Here is a 22,145-nt window from a genome sequence, read left to right as displayed (position 1 = left end):
TCACTCGGTCACCTTGATCTTGGGTTCATGCATGTCTTCGGGATGGAAGATCAGCCGGTATGTGCGGATCGCGATCAGCAGCACGGCGCAGACGTCGCCGATCCAGGCGACGAGGAAGAACGGCCAGGTGGGCATGTGCAGATCGAAGGTCTGCACATTGTCGTTGTAGGTCAGCCGGACCTTGTCGAACAGCGTCCAGGTCTGCACCGTCACGACGAACAGCAGGACCAGGGTCGCGAAGACGTCGATCATGCGCTGGTGGCGCGGCCCGACATTGCCCCAGACGAGGTCGACCGTGATGTGCGTGCCGCGATAGGAGGTCGCGGCGATACCCCAGAAAATGAGGATGCCGAGCAGCATGCGGCCGATGTCGAACGAATCGGGGATCGAGTAGTTCAGCGTGTTTCGCAGCAGCACCGAGACGAAGATGTCGAGAGCGACGATACCGACGAAGGCCGCCGCGATCCATTCGATCGAATCGATGACGCGGTCCATCCAGGAGCGCTTCATGGGTTGGTCCCGTTCAATAGCTTGATGAGTTCAAGGTGCGCCCGCGATCGAGCTGCGCTCCCTCCCCCGCTTGCGGGGGAGGGCTGGGGAGAGGGTGTATCCGCAATCGAGAACCCCCAAGACGAGAGAGCCCTCACCCGGCGCTTGGCGCCGACCTCTCCCCCAAGCGGGAGAGGTGCAGCGCGTGCGCGGCCACAGCTTGGCGTCATTCCGCCAGCGCGTTGTACTTCTTCAACGAGGCCTTCAGGTCCGCCATGGCCGCATCCGGATCGACGCCGGCCTTCTTGGCGCCATCGCCCCAGGTCTTGACCAGCGGTTGGGCGGCCTTCTTCCATGCGGCGGTCTGTTCGGGCGTGAGCTTGTAGACCTCCTGGCCGGCTTCGGCCTTGACCTTGTCGATGCCTGCGTCCTCGAACTTGCCCCAATGCTCGCCGACCACGCCCGCCATTTCCGTCGAGCAGTTCTTGTCGATGGCCGCCTTCTGCTTGTCGGACATCGAATTGTACTTGTCCTTGTTGATCACGAACACGAAGGTCGTGACATAGAGCGGCGCGTCCATGTGGAATTTGGTCACCTTGTCGACGCCGAACAGCACCAGCGAGCCCCATGGGAAGGTCACGCCGTCGGCGACGCCGCGCTCGATGATGTCGCGCACCTCAGGTGCGGAGGACTGCACATTGGTGCCGCCCAGAGCGGTGACGAAGTTCGCCATCGTGGCGTGAGCCGGACGGATCTTCATGCCCTTGACGTCCTCGGGCGTCACGATCTTCTTGGTGCGCACGTGGAAGGAGGAGGGCGAGTGCACGAAGGCGAGGCAGTATTTGACGTCCTTCATCTCCTTCTCGGCATATTTGCGATACCAGGCGTCCAGCCCCATCGAGCCGCCCTTGGCGTCCGAGATCAGGAACGGCAGTTCGCCGGCGCCGATGATCGGGAAGCGGCCGGGCTGATAGCCGGGATTGACATAGGTGACGTCGGCGATGCCGTCGCGCGCCATGTCGTAATGGTCGAAGGCCTTGCCGAGCTGCTGGGCGGGAAACACCTTGCCCGTGATGGTGCCGCCGGAATCCTTGTTCACCGCGGCGACCCAGTCTTCCAGCGACTTCTGCAGCGGATGCGAGGCCGGCACCCAGTGCGAGACCTTCAGGTCGAAGGTCTTGTCCTGCGCGAACGCAGGCGTCACGCTTGCTGCGAGCAGCAAAGCCAGACAGGCTTTCTTCATCGGTCGTCTCTCCCTGTTATCGACGGCGGGCTTCGATGGCCCGGTCTCTTTAATTAACATGTTATCTAATTGGCCGGCGCGTTCAAGCCGGAACTGGCCTCTCGTCCACGTCAGCCATGTTGCATGGATTTGTCGCAGCCAGCGGCGACGCGCACTCCCCTTTTGCCCAACCGTTATATGATATAATTATCGTGCGCGGACGGTCGCGACAAGCGAGCCCGCGACGAAAGCCTACAGGATCGGGAGGAGCAAGTATTGCGGACAAAAGTCGCAATCATCGGGGCCGGGCCGGCAGGATTGTTGCTTGGGCAACTGCTGCATCAATACGGCATCGACAATGTCATTCTGGAGCGGCAGAGCCCGGATTATGTGCTGGGGCGGATCCGCGCCGGCCTCCTGGAGGAGGGGACAGTCGGGCTGCTCGATCAGGTCGGGGCCGGCGCGCGGGCGCATGCCGAAGGCCTGGTGCATGAGGGCATCGAGCTTGCCTTCTCCGGCCGCCGTCACCGCATCGATATGAAGGGTGCGACCGGCAAGACGGTGATGATCTACGGCCAGACCGAGGTCACGCTCGATCTGATGAATGCGCGGCAGACCGCCGGCCTCACCATGGTCTACGAGGCCAGAGACGTACGGCCCCATGATTTTGACGGTGCTCACCCGCGCGTGACCTGGGTGAAGGACGGCGTCACCCACACGCTCGATTGCGACTTCATCGCCGGCTGCGACGGCTTTCACGGCGTCAGTCGTGCCAGCGTCCCGTCGTCGGCGATCGAGGAATTCGAGCGGATCTATCCGTTCGGCTGGCTCGGTATCCTGTCCGAGACGCCACCGGTCAGCCATGAGCTGATCTACTCCAACCACGCCCGTGGCTTTGCGCTCTGCACCATGCGCTCGCTGAAGCGAAGCCGGCACTATGTGCAATGTTCGCTCGACGACCATGTCGACCAGTGGCCGGACGACCGTTTCTGGGACGAATTGAAGCGCCGGCTCGACCAGGAGGCCGCCGACAGCCTCATCACTGGGCCCTCGATCGAGAAGAGCATCGCGCCGCTGCGCAGCTTCGTCGCCGAGCCGATGCGCTTCGGCAGGATGTTCCTGTGTGGCGATGCCGCCCACATCGTGCCGCCGACCGGCGCCAAGGGGCTGAACCTGGCTGCCAGCGACGCGCATTATCTGTCGAGCGCGTTCCGCGAGTTCTACGACGAGAAGTCCAGCGCCGGCATCGACGCCTATTCCGCGAAGGCACTGGCGCGCGTTTGGAAGGCCGTGCGCTTCTCCTGGTGGATGACCTCGATGCTGCACAAATTCCCGGACAATGGCAGCATCGGCGCGCGGATCCAGCTCGCCGAGCTCGACTACGTCACGCAGTCGCAGGCTGCGATGACGTCGCTATCGGAGAATTACGTGGGGCTGCCGTTTTAGGACGAAATCGGCGGTGCGGTAGGGTGGGCAAACCTAAGCGCGCCTATGAGCTTTGGCGGTTACCAGGAGATCGTGGGCACGGCGCCGTTGCGCCTTTGCCCTGCCTACGGCACTGCCGTTTTGGAGGAGCGTCGCTGCCACATACTCCGTCATCGCGGGCGCAGCGAAGCAATCCAGAAATCCCTCCGTGGAGACAGTCTGGATTGCTTCGCTGTGCTCGCAATGACAGTGGGGCTGTTTCAAACGCCTGCGCAAATTCCGTTTAAAACTTTGTAGGCGGTGAAACTGTCATCCACATCGCGTTCAATACCGGCGATACAGCAATGCGAGACAGTCATGACCAGCAGCGACATTCCCGCCGGCTTCGAGCCGCATTTTCGCGAGGCGCCGCTCACCGATCCCTGGGAGCCGCTCTATTCCAAAAAGACCGACAAGGCCGTAATCATCGGCCTGCGTCTGGCAACACCGCATACCAACGCGCGCGGGCTGATCCATGGCGGTCTGATCGCGGCGCTGGCCGATGCGGCCATGGGCTACAGCTGCGCGCAGGCGACGGGCTGGACGACATCCTTCGTCACGATCTCGCTGTCAGTCGACTACGTCGGGGCCGCCGAGATCGGCCAGTGGCTGGCCGTCGAAGGTGAGGCAATCAAGACCGGCAGCACGATCTGTTTTGCGCAGTGCATGGTGAAGGCCGACGATGTGGTCATCGCGCGCGCCAGCGGGACGTTTCGGGTGGTGCCGAAGAAGGGATAGCCGCGCCCTCTCCGTCGTCATGCCCGCGACAAGCCCGGCCATGAGGAAGAGGGAGATCTTATCCAAACCTCCACTCCGCCGTCTCCACCACGAGATCGACGAACGCGCGCACCTTGGCCGAGAGCAGGCGCGAGGTCGGATAGACGATGTGGATCGGCAGCGCCGGCGGCTCGTACTTCGCCAGCACGATTCTGAGCCGGCCGCCCTTCAGCCCCTCGGCGGCCTGATAGGCCAGCACGCGCGTGATGCCGCCGCCGGCTTCGGCGTATTGCAGGGCGGCGTCGGCGCTGTTGCTGGTAAAACGAGGCGTCGGCATCACTTCGACCTCGCGGCCATCCTGCATGAAGCGCCAATTGGCCGACGGACCGAACTGGATGGCCTGATGCGCGAGCAGCGCTTGCGGCGTCCTGGGCTCGCCGTGACGCTTCAGATAGCCCGGCGTTGCCACCACGATCCGCCGCATCTCGCCGACCTGGCGGGCGACCAGCGAGGAATCGGCGAGATGGCCGATGCGGACGGCGGCGTCGACGGCATCCTCAACGAGGTTGACGAGGTTGTCCGACAGCCGCAGCTCGCAGGTTACTTCCGGATAGCGTTTGAGGTAGGCGGTCATGACTGGCCCGACATGGAGCCGGCCGAAACCCACCGGTGCCGACACCACGAGACGCCCGCTCGGCCGATTGCGCTCCTCGCGCGCGGAGCCGTCGGCCTCCTCGACGTCGGCAAGGATGCGCCGGGCGCGCTCGAGATAGCGCGTGCCGACGTCGGTCAAGGTCACCTGCCGCGTTGTCCGCTGCAGCAGCCGCGCGCCGAGATGCTCCTCCAGCGCCGCGATCAGCCGGGTTACCGCCGAGGGCGACAGGTGCAGCTTGCGGGCAGCCGGCGCGAAGCCGCGCAGGTCGGCGACAGTGACGAAGACATGCATGGCTTCAAGGCGGTCCATGGATATTATTGCATATATTGCAATGATGAAGTGTCAATGAGCACAATTGTTTTAATCGTAGAAAGGGCCACTTTAGCCGTTGAAAGACGCAGAGATGCGCCGGAATTTTCAGGAGATGTTCCGATGACGACAGCAGCCCATACCTATGCCAGCGACGTGGCATTTACGCCCGCGGTGAAGGCGATCCAGGCGCGAAAAGGGTCGCGCGAGGCCTACGCCCGGGCCGAACAACACGGCTGGCGTACCGAGGTCGACGAGAAGCTGGCCGGCTTCCTCACTGAGGCCAACAGCTTCTATTTCGCCACCGCGGCAGCGGACGGCCAGCCCTACATCCAGCATCGAGGCGGCCCGAAGGGGTTTCTGAAGGTGCTGGACAAGCAGACGCTCGCCTTTGCCGACTACGCCGGCAACCAGCAATACATCACGCAGGGAAATCTGACGGAGAATCCCAAGGCCTACATCTTCGTCATGGACTACGCCCATCGTCGCCGGGTGAAGATCTGGGGCGAGGCGCGCGTGGTCGAGGATGACGAGGCGCTGACCGCGTCGATGATGCCGAAGGGCTATCGGGCGCGACCGGAGCAGGTGATCCTGTTCAAGATCGCAGCGTGGGACACCAACTGCCCGCAGCATATTCCGCAGAAGTTTGACGCGGCGGATGTCGCGGCTGCGCTGGCGGCGAGGGATGCGAGGATCGCGGAGCTCGAGGCGGAAGTAGCGGCGCTGAAGGGGGAGAAGGCGACTAGCGATTAAATAAATGCGATGTGATCGGTGCCCCCTCTCCCCTTTTTGGAGAGGGTGGCTCGCTGCGTAGCGACGAGACGGGTGAGGGATTCTCTTCTCGCGAAAATCCTTTTTTGGTGTCTCAGTTTGAAGTCAACTCTTCGGAACGCTGAAAATTGCTAACCGCATCTTACCCTTATTTATAGTGCCAACCAGCGAACCAACGAATACGCGCTTGGTGTTGACGTTGACTAATCGGTAAGGATGACCAGGGAGCATCTTTTCGCCTCTTCGACACTTGATGCCGTGGATTGTGACGCTTGTCTCCCGAGCGTTTGGCCTTCGTACCTTTTTGGCCTTCTTCATTTTCTGCCCTCCCTTGTGAAGCTTATCGCCAATCATTACCTCCTGCGTGGCAGGGCGCAAAGGAGGCGTCAATGGCAAGAGGCAATGACGGTCTCGGTATGGGTCCAGAGTTTTGGGCCCCTTTGCCTGGTCAGGACCGAAAGCATTTTCCGTTGGGAACATGCCCAGCTCCACCTGCGCGCGGTTATTGGGCGGCTCGTGCTGGCCTGTCTAACGACTATCAAGTCGAAGAGGCCATTGCAGGCCTTACAGACCCGTCAGAGATCAAAGCAAAACTGATCAAATTGGCGGGCTACAACTTCGCGCTCGACTACATGACGTACTACAAGATGGGTTGGAAATACTGAGGGGATCAGTTTTAAACTAAGACACCGCCGAGTCTTTTGGAATGGAGAGAGTCCCCATCCGGCGCTCCGCTTCCGTTATCCCACAGGGGAGAAAGGAAGCGTAGTGCGGGGTGAGATTATACCACACCCGCGCCCTCGTGCTGGAAGCCGAGATAGCTCGCGGCCACGCGCTCGTTCGCCGCGACGTCGCTGGCCTTGCCGCTCAGCACGAATTCGCCGAGCTCCATCACATAGGCCTGGTCCGCGATCTTCAGTGCGGCCTGCGCGTTCTGCTCGACCAGCAACACCGAAACGCCGGCGGCGCGCAGCTCACCGACGATGCGGAAGATGTCCGCGACGATGATCGGCGCGAGCCCGAGGCTCGGCTCGTCCAGCATCAGCAGCTTCGGCTCGCCCATCAACGCACGGCCCATTGCGAGCATCTGCTGCTCGCCGCCGGACAGCGTGCCGGCCAGTTGCTTGCGGCGCTCCTTCAGCCGGGGAAACAGCGTGTAGACGTGCTCCATCGCGGCTTTCGCCTTGCGCTTCTCAATGCGGAAGGCTCCGAGCTCCAGATTGTCCTCGACATTCATGGTCACGAACAATTCGCGGTGCTCCGGCACGAGGCCGAGCCCTATCGCGACGCGGTCCTCGATTTCGAGCCGGGCGAGGTCCTGGCCGGCAAACGTCACGCGGCCCTTCAGCGGCAGGATGCCCATGATGGCCGACAGCAGCGTGGTCTTGCCGGCGCCATTGGCGCCGACGATGGTGACGATCTGGTTTTGGCCGACCTCGAGCGAGACCGAGCGCACTGCCTCGACCTTGCCATAGGCGACATGCGCATCCGCGACGGACAACAGCGCGGTCATGCCGCCACTCCCAGATAGGCCTTGATCACTTCGGGGTTGGTCTTGATCGTGGCGGGCGTGCCTTCCGCGATCTTGGTGCCGAAATCGAGCACCACGATACGGTCGGCGAGGTTCATGACGAAGCCCATGTCATGCTCGACCAGCAGCACGCTCATGCCGCCGTCGCGCAATTCGCGCAGCAGCGTTGCGAGCCTCTGCTTCTCCATGTGGCGCAGGCCCGCGGCCGGCTCGTCGAGCAGCAGGAGCATCGGATCGACGCAGAGCGCGCGCGCGATCTCGACGATGCGCTGCTGGCCGAGCGACAGGCTGCCCGCGAGCTGATGCATCTGGTCGGCAAGGCCGACCCGCTCGATCTGGCGCGCGGCTTCCGCCAGCAGTCTGGCCTCATCGGCGCGGTCGAGCCGCAGCATCGAGGCGATCGGCCCGGAATGGCCGCGAAGATGCGCGCCGATCGCGACATTCTCCAGCACGGTCATGTCGGGGACGAGCTTGACGTGCTGGAAGGTGCGGGAGATGCCCAGCTTGACGATCTCCTGCGGCGGCGCGTTGTCGACCTTCTTGCCCTGCACCGAGATCGAACCCGACGTTGCCGACAGCACGCCGGTGATCAGGTTGAACGTCGTGCTCTTGCCGGCGCCGTTCGGTCCGATCAAGGCGACGATCTCACGGGCCTGGACGTCGAAGGAAACGTTGTTGACCGCGATCACGCCGCCGAATTGTTTGCGCGCCTTCTCGACCTGGAGCAGCACGCCGGACTGGACGACCGAGCGGGTCCGCTGTTCCAGTTTCAGCGAGGTATCGGGCTTCTTGCCGCCGGTGCGTTCGGGCAAGAGCGACGTCAGCCAGGGCCAGACGCCGCCGGGCGCGAGCTGTAGCAGCGCCACCAACATGATGCCGAACACGATGGTCTCGACCTGGCCGGAGCCGGGCAGGATCATCGGCAGATAGCTCTGCAGCACCTCTTTCAGGATCACGACGATCGCCGCGCCCAGCACGCCGCCCCAGACATAGCCGGCGCCGCCGACCACCGCGATGAACAGATATTCGATGCCGGCGTGTGCCCCGAACGGCGTCGGGGTCACCGCGCGCTGAAGATGCGCGTAGAGCCAGCCGGAGAGGCCGGCGAGCACGGCGGCGTGAATGAACACCAGCAGCTTTGCGCGCGGGGTGTGCACGCCGAATGCTTCGGCCGCGACATGGCCGCGGCGGAGCGCGCGGATGGCGCGCCCGGTGCGGGAATCCAGCAGGTTCATCGTCAGCAGGGCCGAGACGAGCACGGCGGCCCAGATCGCGTAATAGATCGAACCCGGTGAAAGCATCCTGAATGCGCCGATCGACAGCGGCGGGATCGCCGAGATGCCGTCGTTGCGTCCGAGGAATTCGAGCTTGCTGAACAGGTAGAATAGGCCGAGGCCCCAGGCGAGCGTGCCGAGCGGCAGATAGTGGCCGGAGAGACGGACCGTGACGAGGCCGAGCAGCACGGCCAAGGATCCGCTGACCAGGAGCGACAGCGGCAGCGTCAGCCACGGCGACATCCCATAGGTCGTCGACAGCACCGCGGTGGTGTAGGCGCCGAAGCCAACGAAGGCCGCCTGGCCGAAAGAGGTGAGGCCGCCGACGCCGGTCAGCAGCACGAGGCCCATCGCGACCAGCGCGGCAAGGCCGATATTGTCGAGCAGCACGATCCAGAACGGCGGCATGCCCGGAACGAACGGGATCGCCGCCATGACAAGGGCGAAGACGATAATGGGAAGCCGGCTCTGCATCTTGGCCTCAGTCCTTCTCTTCCTCGACCGCGGGGGCTGCGAGAGAGCGCAGCAGCAGCACGGGGATCAAGAGCATGAAAACGATCACCTCCTTGTAGTTGGAGGCATAGAAGGACGAGAACGCCTCGACGAGGCCGACGAACAGCGCCGCGACGGCGGTGAGCGGATAGCTGACGAGCCCGCCGATGATCGCGGCGACAAAACCCTTCAGTCCGATCAGGAAGCCGCTGTCATAGTAGAGCGTCGTGATCGGCACGATCATGATGCCCGACAGCGCGCCGATGACGGACGCCAGCAGGAAGGCGATCTGCCCCGACAGCGTGGTGCGGATGCCGGCGAGCCGCGCGCCGAGCCGGTTGACGGCGGTCGCACGAAGCGCCTTGCCGTAAAGCGTCAGGCCGAAGAACAGCCAGAGCCCGACGATGAAGGCGATGGTGATGCCGTAGACGGTGAGGCTCTGGCCGGTGAAGCGCAGCGCGCCGGCGGTGAAGGAGCCGGACAGCACGGCGGGCCCGCGCTGGCCTTCGGCACCGAAGAACAGCAGGCCCAGTCCTTGCAGCGCCAGGTGCACGCCCACGGATGCGATCAGCAGCACCAGCACGGAGGTGTGCGCCAGCGGCTGGAATGCGACCCGGTAGAGGAACAGGCCGATCATCGCGACGATCACCAGCGAGAGCGCGATGCAGATGGCGACCGGCGGCTTCTGGGCGGCGAAATAGATGGTCAGCGCCAGCACGGCGGCCGGCAGCACGATATTGGTGAGGAAGCTGCGTATGACCAAGCGTCCGTGCAGCGCGTTGCGGGCCACGAACAGGTCGAAGGCGAAGGCGCCGATGCCGAGGGCCAGCGCGAGCTTTGCCGTGCCCGGCATCTGGCCCGCCGCCAGCGAGGCGTAGGTCAGCGCGCCATAGGTGACGAATTCGCCCTGGGGAATCAGGATCACCCGGGTGACGGCGAATACCAGCACCAGCGCCAGGCCGAGCAGCGCGTAGATCGCGCCATTGGTGATGCCGTCCTGCACCAGGAACAGCATGATGGTGGTGTTCAAGACCGGACGCTCCCCCTCGAGATGGCGGACCGGTCTCCGCGATTGCGGTGGATGGTCCGCTCACAGCCATTGAAATACGACGGCGATATTTGATATGGTCCATAACAATTATCAAATATAACTTCAAGGGTGGCGGACGACCTTCCCGAATTTAGCGGGATTACGAGCACGAGGCGATGACCGTTTCCAAAACTGCTGAAAAACCCGGTGACGCGACCAAGGGCCGCAAGGACGCAGGCGACGCCCAAGGCCAAGGTCACGCCGAAATCCTCCAGCTCGGCGAGCTCTCGGAGCAGCTTGGTTATGTGCTCAAGCGCGCCCAGCTCAAGGTGTTCGAGAACTTCCTGCGCTGCATGGCCTCGCTCCAGCTCACGCCCGCGCAGTTCTCCGTACTGCTGCTGGTCGAGAAAAACCCCGGCCGTAACCAGACCGAGATTGCCTCCACGCTCGGCATCCTGCGTCCGAATTTCGTGGCCCTGCTCGACAATCTCGAAAGCCGCGACCTTTGCGCGCGGATCCGCTCCACCAACGACCGCCGCTCGCACATCCTGGTCCTGACCGACAAGGGCAAGGCCGTGCTGACGCGCGCCAAGAAGCTGGTCGCGACCAAGCACGAGTCGCGGCTGAACGAGCTGCTCGGGCAAGCCAACCGCGAAGCCCTGCTCGAGATGCTCTCGAAGATCGCCAACGAGTTTTGAGGCTTGCTGTCATCGTCCGGCTTGACCGGACGATCCAGTATTCCAGAGACGGTTGCGATTGAATCGAGAAGCTGCGACGTACTGGATTCCCCGCCTTCGCGGGGAATGACACCGTCATTGGAGCAGCCCTCTCAATCCACCAGAATCACCCTGACGTCGTTCACGTTCGTCAGCGTCGGTCCCGGCTGGAGCAGATCCCCGGTCGCCTCGAAGAACGTCGTCGCATCGTTGTTGTCGAGATAGTCCTGCGGCTGAAGCGCCAGCGCCTTCATCTTCGCGAACGTCGCCGCATCGATCAGAGCGCCGGCGGGGTCGGTGGGATGGCCGGCGCCGCCGTCGGCGCCGTCGGTGTCGCCGGCGAGCGCCGAAATGTCAGGCGTGTCCTTCAGCAGCGCGGCCAGCGCCAGGGCATATTCCTGGTTCGGGCCGCCGCGGCCGTTGCCGCGCACGGTCACCGTCAGCTCGCCGCCGGAGAGGATCGCGAGGCGCTTGCCTTGCGCGCGCGCCGCCAGCGCCAGCTTGGCGTGATCGGCGGCGACCTCGCGCGCTTCGCCTTCGAGATCGGCGCCGAGATCGACGATCTCGTAGCCGGCGTCCTTGGCGAGCTTCACCGCGGCGTCGAGCGACTGTTTTGGGCGCGCGATCAGCTCGAACGTCGCGCGCGCGAAGGCGGCATCGCCCGGCTTGGCACTTTCGTTGGCGGGATCGTCGAGCGCGCGGCGGACGGCGTCGTCGATGTCGAGTCTGTATTTCGCGACGATGGCGCGCGCGTCGGCGAGCGTGGTCGGATCGGGCACCGTGGGGCCGGAGGCGATCGCGGAGGGATCGTCATGCGGCACGTCGGAGATCGCGAGCGTGACGATCTCGGCGGCGTTTCTGCCGGCGCGCGCGAGGCGACCGCCCTTGATGCGGGAGAGGTGCTTGCGCACGACGTTCATCTCGCCGATCGGCGCGCCGGAACGGAGCAGCGCCTTGTTGACCGCCTGCTTCTGCGCGAAGCTGATGCCGTCCACCGGTGCGATCCAGTTCGCCGAGCCACCGCCGGTGAGCAGCACCAGCATCAGATCGTCGGGGCCAGCCTCGCCCGCGAGCGCGAGCGTGTCGGCCGCGCCCTTGAGGCCGGCCTCGTCAGGCACGGGATGGCCGGCCTCGACCACGCGGATGCGGCGCGTCGGTACGCCGTAGCCGTGGCGGGTGGTGGCGATGCCGACGAGGCGCTCCGGCGCGAGTCCGAGCGTATCGAGATAATGCCGCTCTGCGGCAGCGGCCATCGCGCCCGCGCCCTTGCCGGCGGCAAGGCAGATCACGCGTCCCCTCGGCGCGGGCCGCAGATGCGGCGCCAGAATCGTGTTCGGATGGGCGGCCGCAACGGCGGCATCATAGAGGACGCGGAGCAGGGGACGTCGGTCGGTCATGACGAAAAGCCTTCGGCGGACGGAAGCAGCGGCGACGAGGTCGCCATCGGCATGCCTACCGCATCGGGCGCCCAAGCGTAAGCAGGCTTTGCCGTCATTCGAATATGCAATCGCGCGATCATCCTCGGGATGCAAGCAAAAGCCCCTGCGGAGGTTCGCAGGGGGCTGCTGTCGTGGCGCGATGGAGGCGGTTAGCCGCCTGCGTCGGCGTTGATCACGTCACCGAACAGCTCCCAACGCTCGCCCTTGAAGCGTTGGAGCTGGAGTGAACTGATCGGCGCGAAGTCGTTGGCGCTGGTATTGATCTTGATGCCGGGCAGCAACACCTCGGTGCGGAAGTCCTTCAGGCTTGCCGCCTGCTTCATCACGTTGGCGCGGGTCAGATCGTCACCGCAATTCTTGAGGACCTGGACCAGCGTCTGGGCGACGCCGTAACCCACGACGGTGCCGCCGTCGGTCCTGTCGCCTTCCGGAAAGTACTTCGTCATGAACTCGACGTAGGCCTTCATGCCGGCGTCGTTGTCCCACTGCTTGTCGGTGGTGTCCTTCAGATATGCGGCCGAAACCACGTCCTGCGCGGCATCGAAGCCCGCCGGCTTGATCACGCTGCCGACCGACGCCGAGACGTTGTTGAGGAAGTGCAGCGGCTTCCAGCCGATCTCGGCATTCTTCTTGATGGCCTGAGCGGCAAATTTCGGCGTCGTGATGTTCATGAAGACGTCGGCGCCGGTGGCCTTCAGCTTGATGATGTGGTTGTCGATCGTCGGCTCCGAGGTTTCGTAGCTCTCCTCCATGACGATCATCGACGCGGCCTTGGACCCGAGGCCGTCCTTCAGGCCCTTGAGGTAGTCCTTGCCGTAATCGTCGTTCTGGAACAGCACCGCGATCTTGGCGTCCGGCTTGTTCTTGAGCAGCCACTTCGCATAGATCTGCGTCTCGCTCTGGTAGGAGGGCTGCCAGCCCATCGTCCACGGGAAGTTCTGCGGATCGTTCCACTTGGTGGCGCCGGTGGCGACGAATAGCTGCGGCACCTTCTTCGAGTTCATGTATTTCTGGATCGCCGAGTTCGACGGCGTGCCGAGCGAGTTGAAGATGAACAGCACCTCGTCGCTCTCGACCAGCTTGCGGGCCTGCTCCACGGCCTTCGGCGGCGAATAGGCGTCGTCATAGCTGATGAAGTTGATCTTGCGGCCGTTGATGCCGCCCTCTTCGTTGATCTTCTTGAAATAGGCGGCTTCGGTCCGTCCGATGATGCCGTAGGCGGAGGCCGGTCCGCTGTAGGGCATGATGTTGCCGATCTTGATCTCGGTGTCGGTCGCGCCGGTATCGTATTTCTTCTGGGCCGATGCAACGGAGGTCGAGGCCGCAATGAGCGCGAGCGCGAGTGACGCGGCCGCGAGTTTGCCGGTGACAGCAGGCATTCCTATCTCCCTGTTTTTCTTGGTGTGTGCGTCCCTTTTCTTGGGTTGCTTGTTTTTGGCGACGCGGTCGCAATTCAATACGATTTGCGCGAAAGCTTCAAGGAAAAGCCCCTGCGGCAAGGCCGCAGGGGTTGCGTCTTTAGTCGACTGCGTAACGTCAGCCGCCGACGTCGGCGCTCAGAATTTCACCAAATCGATCCCAATGCTCGCCCTTGAACCTGATCAATTGCAGCTGCGAGAGCGGCGCGAAATCGGTCGCGGAGGTGTTAACCTTGACGCCCGGTAACAGGCCGGCCGGTTCGTAGTCCTTGATGCTGGCCGCCTGCTTCATGACGTTCTCACGGGTGAGATCGTCACCGCAGGCCTTGAGCACGTGCACGAGGCCCTGGGCGACGATGTAGGCGTACATCACCGAGGCGTCGGCGCGGTTCGCCTCGGGATAGTATTTGTCGAGGAACTGGTTCCAGCCGATCATCGCCGGGTCGTTCTTCCATTGGGCGTCGGTCGGATCCTTGAAGTATTGCGACGAGATGATCTCCTGCGCGTTCTCGAAGCCGGCCGGCTTGATCACGCTGCCGATCGAGCCCGAGACGTTGTTGAGGAAATGCAGCGGCTTCCAGCCGAGCTCGGCGTTCTTCTTGATCGCCTGCGCCGCGAATTTCGGCGTGGTGATGTTCATGAAGACGTCGGCGCCCGAGGCCTTCAGCTTCACGATGTGCGAGTCGATGGTCGGCTCGGAAACTTCATAGCTGTCCTCGATGATGATCAGCGAGGCTGCCTTGGCGCCGAGCCCGTCCTTGAAGCCCTTCAGATAGTCCTTGCCGTAATCGTCGTTCTGATAGAGCACCGCGATCTTGGCGTCCGGCTTGTTCTTCAAAATGTACTTCGCGTAGATGATGGTCTCGCTCTGGTAGTTGGGCTGCCAGCCCATGGTCCATGGGAAGTTCTGCGGGTCGTTCCACTTGGTGGCGCCGGTGGCGACGAACAGTTGCGGCACCTTCTTCTGGTTCAGATATTTCTGGATCGCCGAGTTCGGCGGTGTGCCGAGCGAATTGAAGACCATGAGGACTTCGTCGCTCTCGACCAGCTTGCGCGCCTGCTCCACGGTTTTCGGCGGCGAGTAGGCGTCGTCGTAGCTGACATAGTTGATCTTGCGGCCGTTGATGCCGCCTTCCGCGTTGATCTTGCGGAAATAGGCCTCCTCGGTCTTGCCGATCACCCCGTAGGCGGAGGCGGGTCCGCTGTAGGGCATGATGTTGCCGATCTTGATTTCGGTGTCGGATGCGCCGGTGTCGTATTTCTTCTGTGCCGATGCCGCCGTGGAAAAGGCGGTGGCCAGCAGGAGGGCAGCCGAGAAGGCCCCCAACCGCACATGCATTGCAGGCATTGTGATCTCCCTAGAAGGTTTGAATGTGTCGATTGTTCTTGATTGGGAGCGATCGTTTCGCGTCGCTCCGTCCTCACATTCAATACCCATCCCTCGCCGCCAGCAAGGAAAACGCCGCTGCAGAACCGTCGTAGGGTGCGCGATCTGTCGAAAGCGGAGGGGAATATTCCGGCGCGTGAGATTTTGTGCGCCGCCAGTCAGCCACGCTCAAGTTGCCTGGGATAGGTCAGGCTATCTTGAATTGCGCGGCATTCAATGCCCGATCTCGCTCGAGATGATGTCGCCGAACAGTTCCCATTTCCTGCCCTTGAAGCGCATCATCTGCAGCTGCTCGATCGGGGCGAAATTGTCGGCTGAGGTGTTGATCTTGATGCCGGGAAGCAGCGTATCGGGTGCGAAATCCTTCAAGGAAGCGGCCTGCTTCATGACGTTCTCGCGGGTGAGGTCGTCGCCGCACATCTGCAGCACCTTCACCATGGTCTGCGCCGCGGCATAGCCGAAAACCACGCCGGCATCGAGCTTGTTGGCCTTGGGGTCGTATTGCGCGAGGAAGTTGTAGAACTTCTTCATGCCGTCGTCGGCGTTCCATTGCGGGTCGGAGCCGTCCTTGGTGTAGCTCGCCGACAGGATGCCTTGCGAGATCTCGATTCCCGCCGGCTCCAGCACGCCGCCGACCGAGGCCGAAACGTTGGAGATGATGTGGACCGGATGCCAGTTGATCTCGGCCGCTTTCTTGATCGCCTGGGCCGCGAATTTCGGCGTGGTGATGCTGATGAAAACGTCGGCACCCGACGCCTTCAGCTTCACGACATGCTCGTCGATGGCGGGCTCGGAGGTGTCGTAGCTGTCCTCCATTGCGATCATCGACGTCCTGGCGCCGAGGCCCTCCTTCAGGCCTTTCATGTAGTCCTTGCCGAAATCGTCGTTCTGGTAGAGCACGCCGATCTTTGCGTCGGGCTTCTCCTTCACGATGTATTTGGCGTAGATGCGCGCCTCGCTGGCGTAGCTCGGCTGCCAACCCATGGTCCATGGATATTGCCTGGGGTCGTTCCACTTCGAGGCGCCGCTCGCCACGAACAATTGCGGCACCTTCTTCTCGTTCATGTATTTGCGGATGGCGCCGTTGGTGGAGGTGCCGAGCGAGCCGAAGATCAGCAGCACGCCGTCGCTCTCGACCAGCTTGCGCGCCTGCTCCACCGTCTTCGGCGGCGAATAGCCGTCGTCATAGGAAATGAACCTGATCTTGCGGCCGTTGATGCCGCCCTCGGCGTTGACCTTGTTGAAATAGGCCTCCTCGGCCTTGCCGATCGCGGCATAGGCGGAGGCCGGCCCGCTATAGGGCATGATGTTGCCGATCTTGATCTCGGTATCGGACGCGCCGCTGTCGTATTTCTTTTGCGCCAGCACCGGGCTGTTCGTCGCAACGCACAACGCGAGCGCGGCCAAAAGGGCCGCAACCTGAAATCGAACGGCAGTCATCTTTCTCCCACCCCGGAATGGATCGGTGCGCCGCATTGAACAAGAATGATGCCTGACGTCAACAAAAAGCCCCCGCGGTTGCCCGCGGGGGCCTTGGACCAGACCCTGACTATGGCGTCGGCGTCATTCGGAGGCGAGGTCGCCGCTGATGATCTCGCCGAACAGTTCCCACTTCTCGCCCTTGAAGCGCTGCATCTGGAGCTGCGAAATCGGGGCGAAGTCGGTGGCGCTGGTGTTGATCTTGACGCCGGGCAGCAAGGTGTCCGGTGCGAAATCCTTCAACGAAGCGGCCTGCTTCATCAGATTGGCGCGGGTGAGGTCGTCACCGCACATCTCCAGCGTTTTGACCAGGGTCGAAGCCGCGCCATAGCCGTAGACCATGCCGGTGTCGGTCTTGTCGGCGCCGGGCATGTACTTGTCGACGAACTCGTTCCACCTCTTCATGCCGGGATCGTTGTTCCACTGCGGGTCGGTGGAATCCTTGGCATAGGCCGCCGACAGCACGCCCTGCGACGCCTCGAAGCCGGCGGGCTTCATCACGCTGCCGACCGAGATCGACACGTTGGTGAGGATCTGGAGCGGCTTCCAGTTGAGCTCGGCGGTCTTCTTGATGGTCTGGGCCGCGAACTTCGGCGTCGCGTAGATCAGCAGCACGTCGGGATTGGCGGCCTTGATCTTGACGATGTGGCCGTCGATCGATGGCTCGGAGATCTCATAGCTCTCTTCCATGATGATCATGGACGCGCCCTTGGCGCCGAGACCGTCCTTGGTGCCCTTGAGGTAGTCTTTGCCGAAATCGTCGTTCTGATAGAGGATCGCGACCTTGGCGGTCGGCTTTTCCTTCATCAGCCACTTCGCGTAGATCTGCGCTTCGCTCTGGTAGGAGGGCTGCCAGCCGATGGTCCAGGGGAAGTTCTTCGGGTCGTTCCACTTGGTGGCGCCGGTGGCGACGAACAGCTGCGGGATCTTCTTGGCGTTCAGATACTTCTGGATCGCCGTGTTCGAGGGGGTGCCGAGCGGATTGTAGACGGCCAGCACCTCGTCGCTCTCGACCAGCTTGCGGACCTGCTCGACGGCCTTCGGCGGCGAATAGGCGTCGTCATAGGTGACGAAGTTGATCTTGCGGCCGTTGATGCCGCCCTTGTCGTTGATCATCTTGAAATAGGCTTCTTCGGTCTTGCCGATGATGCCATAGGCCGACGCCGGACCGCTGTACGGCATGATGTTGCCGATCTTGATCTCGGTATCGGACGCGCCGGTGTCGTATTTCTTCTGGGCAAGTGCTGCGCCGGAGGTGAGGGTCGCGACCGCCGTTACGAGTGCGGTGGTTCGCAGTATTCTTTCGAGAAGCAAAACGAAGTCTCCTTGCTTGAGGGGTTTCAGTTCTTCCTGAGCTTACCGGCGAGTTGTTGGCCCAGCATCGCGACTTGCCTTGCGCCATGCGGCACGAGGTAGATGACGAGGAACAGCAGCACGCCGAACACCGCGCCGGAGAGGCCCTTGGAGATGCCCTCCGCCATGTTCGGCACGAAGATGATGAAGGCGGCGCCGACGATCGAGCCGGGCAGCCAGCCTACGCCGCCGACGACCATGCCGAGGAACAGCGAGATCGCGAGCGTGATGGTGTAGCTGTCGGGCGCGACGAACTGCACGGCAATGGCCCCGAGCGAGCCGGCAATGCCGGTGATCGCGGCCGAGACGCCGAAGGCCAGGGTCTTGTACAGCGCGACGTCGACACCCATTGCGGAGGCCGCGATCTCGTTGTCGCGGATCGCCATGAAGGCGCGGCCGGAGCGGGAGCGCAGCAGGTTTACCGCGAAGAGGTAGATGCCGATCACGACGACGAGCGTGAAATAGTACAGCCACATGTCCTGCGACATCGGCAGGCCGAAGGGCGCGTCAGGCTTGGTGACGACGAGGCCCTGCACGCCGCCGGTCCAGTGCTCGAGGAAGTTCAGCTTGAGAAGCTGCGGCATGGCGGTGGCGAGCGCGAAGGTCGCCAGCGCCAGATAGACGCCGGAGAGCCGCAGCGCCGGCTGTCCGAACAGGAAGCCGAAGGCGAAGCAGACCACGCCGGCGATCGGCAAGGTCAGCGCATAGTTGATGTTGAAGTGCTCCATCAGCACCGCGGTCGTATAGGCGCCGACGGCGTAGAAGGCGCTCTGGCCGAGCGAGAACTGGCCCGAGCCGCCGGTCAGGATGTTCAGCGCCAGCACTGCGAGCCCGTAGATCAGGAGCATCGTCATCTGGAAGATGATGAAGTTCTTGACGAAGATGGGCATGATGATCAACGCGGCGAGCACGACCAGCGACGTGCCGGTGCCCAGCGTCATGGCTCGTTTCGGCACGGCCTCGACCGCCTGGCCGCCTTCTGCAACGACTTCTTCTGCAGCGCTCATGATCAAACTCGCTTGACGATGTGCCGGCCGAACAGGCCAGCGGGTTTGACGACCAGGACGGAAATGATCAGCGCGAGCGCGATCGGAAGTTTCAGCTCGTTGCCGACGCCGGGGATGTAGGTGCCGGCGAGGTTCTCGAAGATGCCGACCAGGAACCCGCCGACCACGGCGCCGAACGGGCTGGTGAGCCCGCCAAGCACCGCCGCGGCAAAGCCGTAGATCAGCACGCCGCCCATCATGTTGGGCTCGAGGAACACGACCGGGGCGATCAGCATGCCGGCGATCGCACCGATTGCGGTCGCCATGCCCCAGCCGAGCGCGATCATCCAGCTCGTGTTGATGCCGACGAGGCGAGCCGATTCAGGCACCGAAGCGGCCGCGCGCATGGCGAGACCGATCCTTGTGTACTGGAAGAAGAAGTAGAGGGCGAGCAGCAGCATGATCGTGACGCCGATCATGCCGGCCTGGTGGGTCGAGATCAGCTGGCTGCCGAGGAACGGAGAAGAGCCGAACGGGGTCGGATACTGCTTGATGGTGAAGTCCCAGATCAGGCCGGCCGACGAGTTGATGATCGCAAACAGCGCGATGAAGCCGGCGACGTTGGTCAGCACCGGCGCCTTCGCCAGCGGCTTGAACAGGATGCGCTCGATCGCGATGCCGGCGATGAAGGAGAAGATCAGCGTGACCGCGAAGGCAGCCCAATAGGATAAGCCCCACTGCATCAGCTGCCAGGAGATGAAGGTTGAGAACATCGCCATCTCGCCCTGCGCGAAGTTGAGGTGGTCGATCGCCTGGTAGATCATGACCACGGCGAGCGCCATGCAGGCGTAGATCGCGCCCGTGGCGATGCCGGCCAGCACTTGGTTGGTGAACAGCTCCATCGTGCCGGCTCCTCAGTAACCCAGATAGGATTTGCGGATTTCTTCGTTGTTCGCGATGTCCTTGGCATTGCCCGACATCACGATGCGTCCGGTCTCGATCACGTAGGCCTGATCGGCGAGCTCGAGCGCGAGCTGGGCGTTCTGCTCGACCACCAGGATCGACACCTTGTCCTCGCGGTTGATCTTGCCGAGGATGCCGAACAGGTCGCGCACGACCAGCGGCGCGAGGCCGAAGGAGGGTTCGTCCAGCAGCATCAGCCGCGGCCGCAGCATCAGCGCGCGGGCGACGGCGAGCATCTGCTGCTCGCCGCCCGAGAGCGTGCCGGCCTGCTGGGTGTGGCGCTGCTTGAGCACCGGGAAATGCGCATACATCCGCTCGATGTCGGAGACGATGCCGGCGCTGTCCTTGCGGGTGATGGCCCCGAGCTGAAGGTTCTCTTCCACCGTCATGGTGGTGAAGGTACCGCGGCCCTGCGGCACGTGGGCGATGCCGAACCGCACGATGCTCTCGGTGGAGCGGTTGTTCAGCGGCTTGCCGTCGAACTCGATCCCGCCGGTGGAGCGCACCATGTTGCAGATCGCGCGCAGCGTGGTGGTCTTGCCGGCGCCGTTGGCGCCGAGCAGCGTCGTCAGCGAGCCCTCGTTGAGCGAGAAGGACAGGCCGTGGAGCGCCTGGACCTGGCCGTAATAGGCGCGCAGGTCCTTGACGTTGAGCAGCGTCGTCATTGGTCCTTGCTCCCGAGATAGGCCTTGATGACGTCGGGGTCCACCTGCACCTGGGCCGGCGTGCCTTCCGCGAGCTTCTTGCCGAAGTTCAGCGCCACGACGTGATCGGCGATCGACATCACGAGACCCATGTGGTGCTCGACCAGCAGCACGGTCATGTGGCGTTCGTCGCGGATGCGCCGGATGAGGTCGCCCAGCACGTAGACTTCCTCGTGGTTGAGGCCGCCGGCGGGCTCGTCGAGCAGCAGGATCTTCGGATCGGCCGCGAGCGCCCGCGCCAGCTCGACGCGCTTCTGCGTGCCGAACGGCAGGCCGGACACGACGGTGTGGGCGACGTCCTCGAGCTTGAGATAGGCGAGGATCTCGTGAACCTTCTTGTTGACGTCGTTCTCGCTGCGCCGGACCCACGCCAGTCTCAGCGAGTCGCTGATGATGTCGCTGGAGGTCTTCGAATGGGCGCCGACGCGGACGTTGTCCATCACCGTGAGGTTCGGAAACAGCGCCACGTTCTGGAAGGTGCGGCCGATGCCGATTTCGGCGATCCGGTGCGGCGGCCGCGACAGAATGCTCACGCCATCCATCAGGATGTCGCCGGACGACGGCTGGTAGAGCCGCGACAGACAGTTGAAGAGTGTGGTCTTGCCGGCGCCGTTGGGGCCGATCAATCCGAGGATCTGGCCCTTGTGCATGTCAAAGGACACGCCGTTGAGCGCGACGATGCCGCCGAACACGACGCTGACGTCGCGAACCGCGAGCAGGGGCGATGTCCCCTGCGCGAGCTGTGCCTGCGTCATGTCGTCTCGCCCACGATGTTCGTTGGGCGAAGGGGCGATGCGAACCGCTCCCGGCTATGACAAAGGCTATCTGAACCCCTCGGCCACTCGAGCAACTTTCCCTCCTGATTTCAGCTTTTTGCTGACTTCTTTTTGGATTGCGGCATCAGTCCACCGAGTGCCGCTTCGATGTTCCTTACCATCGCAAGCAGACGCGGTCCAATGTCGTTGATTAAACGCTCTTCCGTGAAGCGGAATGCGGGCGCGCCGCAATTGAATGCGTAAGGTCCGGTTCCATCGTTGAGCCTGAGCGCGACACCGGCGGCGCCGATGTCGTCATGCCAGTCGCCGACGGAAATCGCGAAGCCGTGTTTCGCGACGGTTTCGCCGGAACGCTCCAGTCCGTCGCGCATCTTGGGCCAGCGGCTGCCGTAATGTTCGCGCAGGATGCGGGATACTTCGGCGCGATTGTCTTCGTCGAGCGCCCAGAAATAGGCGCGGCCCATCGCGCTGGTTGCAATCGGCACGCGAGAGCCGACGTCCAGTTGAACGCCGACGGTCTCGCTGCCGCGGCTTTGCCCGAAATAGATCATGCTGTGACGGTCGCGGCCGCCGATCGCGACGGCGCCTCCCGTCGCGCGCATCATTTCCTCGCGAAACGGTTCGGACAAATGCCGAACACCGAGATTGGCCAGTGCGGCGTAACCGAGCGCCATCGCGGCTGGCGCGAGCTGATATTTCTCGAAACGGGGAACCGGCGTCAGGTAGCCAAGCTTCGTCAACGTGTAGGTCAGCCGCGACACTGTCGGTTTCGGCAGATTCGTGCGGGCCGCGATTTCCTGGTTGCCGAGAAGGCCGTCGCTGGGGTGGAATGCGCGCAATACATCAAGTCCGCGGGAAAGCGCGACGACGAAATTCCGGTCGGTCGCTGTCTTCTTTCCTGTACGCTTCATCCCTGATCTGCTTCTTGCGCGGAGTCGTTGACAACGTCCGTGCTTCAAAATAACCCTGC

General features: G+C 63.1%; 20 protein-coding genes and 1 pseudogene. 5 read left to right on the top strand and 16 right to left on the bottom strand.

Annotation, left to right across the window (positions count from 1 at the left end):
* Both ACQ86E_RS10305 and ACQ86E_RS10300 read right to left on the bottom strand, forming a co-directional pair.
* A complete protein-coding gene (locus tag ACQ86E_RS10305; RefSeq protein WP_431205289.1) occupies window positions 1–510 on the bottom strand; it encodes a TRAP transporter small permease in 510 nt (169 codons plus the stop codon).
* Window positions 511–715: 205 nt separating this feature from the next.
* On the bottom strand, window positions 716–1,732 hold the full coding sequence (locus ACQ86E_RS10300) for a TRAP transporter substrate-binding protein (protein ID WP_431205288.1): 1,017 nt from the start codon (window positions 1,730–1,732) through the stop codon (window positions 716–718).
* 255 nt (window positions 1,733–1,987) lie between these two features.
* Here ACQ86E_RS10300 and pobA point away from each other — a divergent pair, with 255 nt between their 5' ends.
* Window positions 1,988–3,157, top strand: coding sequence for a 4-hydroxybenzoate 3-monooxygenase (gene pobA / locus ACQ86E_RS10295; protein WP_431205287.1), 1,170 nt, complete (start codon window positions 1,988–1,990; stop codon window positions 3,155–3,157).
* A gap of 336 nt (window positions 3,158–3,493) precedes the next feature.
* Window positions 3,494–3,913 carry a PaaI family thioesterase gene (locus ACQ86E_RS10290; RefSeq protein WP_431205286.1) on the top strand — a complete coding sequence of 140 codons (420 nt, stop codon included), beginning with the start codon at window positions 3,494–3,496 and terminating at the stop codon, window positions 3,911–3,913.
* 58 nt (window positions 3,914–3,971) lie between these two features.
* Here the strand turns inward: ACQ86E_RS10290 and ACQ86E_RS10285 are convergent, their stop codons facing one another.
* Window positions 3,972–4,856 (bottom strand): LysR family transcriptional regulator, encoded by an 885-nt coding sequence (locus ACQ86E_RS10285; protein WP_431205285.1) that lies wholly within the window; start codon window positions 4,854–4,856, stop codon window positions 3,972–3,974.
* Between the two features lie 123 nt (window positions 4,857–4,979).
* Here ACQ86E_RS10285 and ACQ86E_RS10280 point away from each other — a divergent pair, with 123 nt between their 5' ends.
* Window positions 4,980–5,609: a pyridoxamine 5'-phosphate oxidase family protein gene (locus tag ACQ86E_RS10280; RefSeq protein ID WP_431205284.1), complete on the top strand. Its 630-nt coding sequence runs from the start codon at window positions 4,980–4,982 to the stop codon at window positions 5,607–5,609.
* 407 nt (window positions 5,610–6,016) lie between these two features.
* Window positions 6,017–6,292 (top strand): hypothetical protein, encoded by a 276-nt coding sequence (locus ACQ86E_RS10275; RefSeq protein ID WP_431205283.1) that lies wholly within the window; start codon window positions 6,017–6,019, stop codon window positions 6,290–6,292.
* 116 nt (window positions 6,293–6,408) lie between these two features.
* Here ACQ86E_RS10275 and ACQ86E_RS10270 read toward each other — a convergent pair whose 3' ends face one another.
* The 3 genes from ACQ86E_RS10270 to ACQ86E_RS10260 are packed head-to-tail and all read right to left on the bottom strand — an operon-like array spanning window position 6,409 to window position 9,954.
* Window positions 6,409–7,140, bottom strand: a complete 732-nt coding sequence (locus ACQ86E_RS10270; RefSeq protein WP_431205282.1) for an ABC transporter ATP-binding protein — start codon at window positions 7,138–7,140, stop codon at window positions 6,409–6,411.
* Window positions 7,137–8,906, bottom strand: a complete 1,770-nt coding sequence (locus tag ACQ86E_RS10265; RefSeq protein WP_431205281.1) for an ABC transporter permease subunit — start codon at window positions 8,904–8,906, stop codon at window positions 7,137–7,139. The genes ACQ86E_RS10270 and ACQ86E_RS10265 overlap by 4 nt, the downstream gene beginning before the upstream one ends.
* A gap of 7 nt (window positions 8,907–8,913) precedes the next feature.
* Window positions 8,914–9,954 carry a branched-chain amino acid ABC transporter permease gene (locus ACQ86E_RS10260; protein WP_431205280.1) on the bottom strand — a complete coding sequence of 347 codons (1,041 nt, stop codon included), beginning with the start codon at window positions 9,952–9,954 and terminating at the stop codon, window positions 8,914–8,916.
* 176 nt (window positions 9,955–10,130) lie between these two features.
* Between ACQ86E_RS10260 and ACQ86E_RS10255 the strand changes: the two genes are divergently transcribed.
* On the top strand, window positions 10,131–10,652 hold the full coding sequence (locus ACQ86E_RS10255; protein ID WP_431205279.1) for a MarR family winged helix-turn-helix transcriptional regulator: 522 nt from the start codon (window positions 10,131–10,133) through the stop codon (window positions 10,650–10,652).
* 131 nt (window positions 10,653–10,783) lie between these two features.
* On the opposite strand, the gene ACQ86E_RS10250 is transcribed toward ACQ86E_RS10255, so the two are convergent.
* The 10 genes and pseudogenes from ACQ86E_RS10250 to ACQ86E_RS10205 all read right to left on the bottom strand — a co-directional run bounded on the left by ACQ86E_RS10250 (window position 10,784) and on the right by ACQ86E_RS10205 (window position 22,086).
* The gene (locus tag ACQ86E_RS10250; protein ID WP_431205278.1) at window positions 10,784–12,067 is read right to left on the bottom strand and encodes a glycerate kinase type-2 family protein; all 1,284 of its coding nucleotides are present in this window, start codon (window positions 12,065–12,067) and stop codon (window positions 10,784–10,786) included.
* Between the two features lie 191 nt (window positions 12,068–12,258).
* Window positions 12,259–13,488, bottom strand: coding sequence for an ABC transporter substrate-binding protein (locus ACQ86E_RS10245; protein ID WP_431205277.1), 1,230 nt, complete (start codon window positions 13,486–13,488; stop codon window positions 12,259–12,261).
* Window positions 13,489–13,645: 157 nt separating this feature from the next.
* Window positions 13,646–14,875: an ABC transporter substrate-binding protein gene (locus tag ACQ86E_RS10240; RefSeq protein ID WP_431205276.1), complete on the bottom strand. Its 1,230-nt coding sequence runs from the start codon at window positions 14,873–14,875 to the stop codon at window positions 13,646–13,648.
* Between the two features lie 252 nt (window positions 14,876–15,127).
* Window positions 15,128–16,354, bottom strand: coding sequence for an ABC transporter substrate-binding protein (locus ACQ86E_RS10235; protein WP_431205275.1), 1,227 nt, complete (start codon window positions 16,352–16,354; stop codon window positions 15,128–15,130).
* A 123-nt stretch (window positions 16,355–16,477) separates the two neighbouring features.
* Window positions 16,478–17,707: an ABC transporter substrate-binding protein gene (locus ACQ86E_RS10230; RefSeq protein WP_431205274.1), complete on the bottom strand. Its 1,230-nt coding sequence runs from the start codon at window positions 17,705–17,707 to the stop codon at window positions 16,478–16,480.
* Between the two features lie 26 nt (window positions 17,708–17,733).
* Window positions 17,734–18,753 (bottom strand): branched-chain amino acid ABC transporter permease, encoded by a 1,020-nt coding sequence (locus ACQ86E_RS10225; protein WP_431205273.1) that lies wholly within the window; start codon window positions 18,751–18,753, stop codon window positions 17,734–17,736.
* A gap of 2 nt (window positions 18,754–18,755) precedes the next feature.
* Window positions 18,756–19,634: a branched-chain amino acid ABC transporter permease gene (locus ACQ86E_RS10220; RefSeq protein ID WP_151647132.1), complete on the bottom strand. Its 879-nt coding sequence runs from the start codon at window positions 19,632–19,634 to the stop codon at window positions 18,756–18,758.
* A gap of 12 nt (window positions 19,635–19,646) precedes the next feature.
* Entirely contained in the window at window positions 19,647–20,360 is a 714-nt protein-coding gene (locus tag ACQ86E_RS10215) for an ABC transporter ATP-binding protein (protein WP_008135694.1), read from the bottom strand.
* Window positions 20,357–21,154 carry an ABC transporter ATP-binding protein gene (locus tag ACQ86E_RS10210; protein ID WP_151647134.1) on the bottom strand — a complete coding sequence of 266 codons (798 nt, stop codon included), beginning with the start codon at window positions 21,152–21,154 and terminating at the stop codon, window positions 20,357–20,359. The genes ACQ86E_RS10215 and ACQ86E_RS10210 overlap by 4 nt, the downstream gene beginning before the upstream one ends.
* A gap of 66 nt (window positions 21,155–21,220) precedes the next feature.
* A pseudogene (locus ACQ86E_RS10205) lies at window positions 21,221–22,086 on the bottom strand (IclR family transcriptional regulator).
* Window positions 22,087–22,145 lie beyond the last annotated feature (59 nt).

This window comes from Bradyrhizobium betae, from assembly GCF_050632175.1.
Taxonomy (GTDB): domain Bacteria; phylum Pseudomonadota; class Alphaproteobacteria; order Rhizobiales; family Xanthobacteraceae; genus Bradyrhizobium; species Bradyrhizobium betae_B.
Note: the sequence above shows the minus strand (reverse complement) of the source record. Positions and strands in the feature narration are given on the sequence as shown.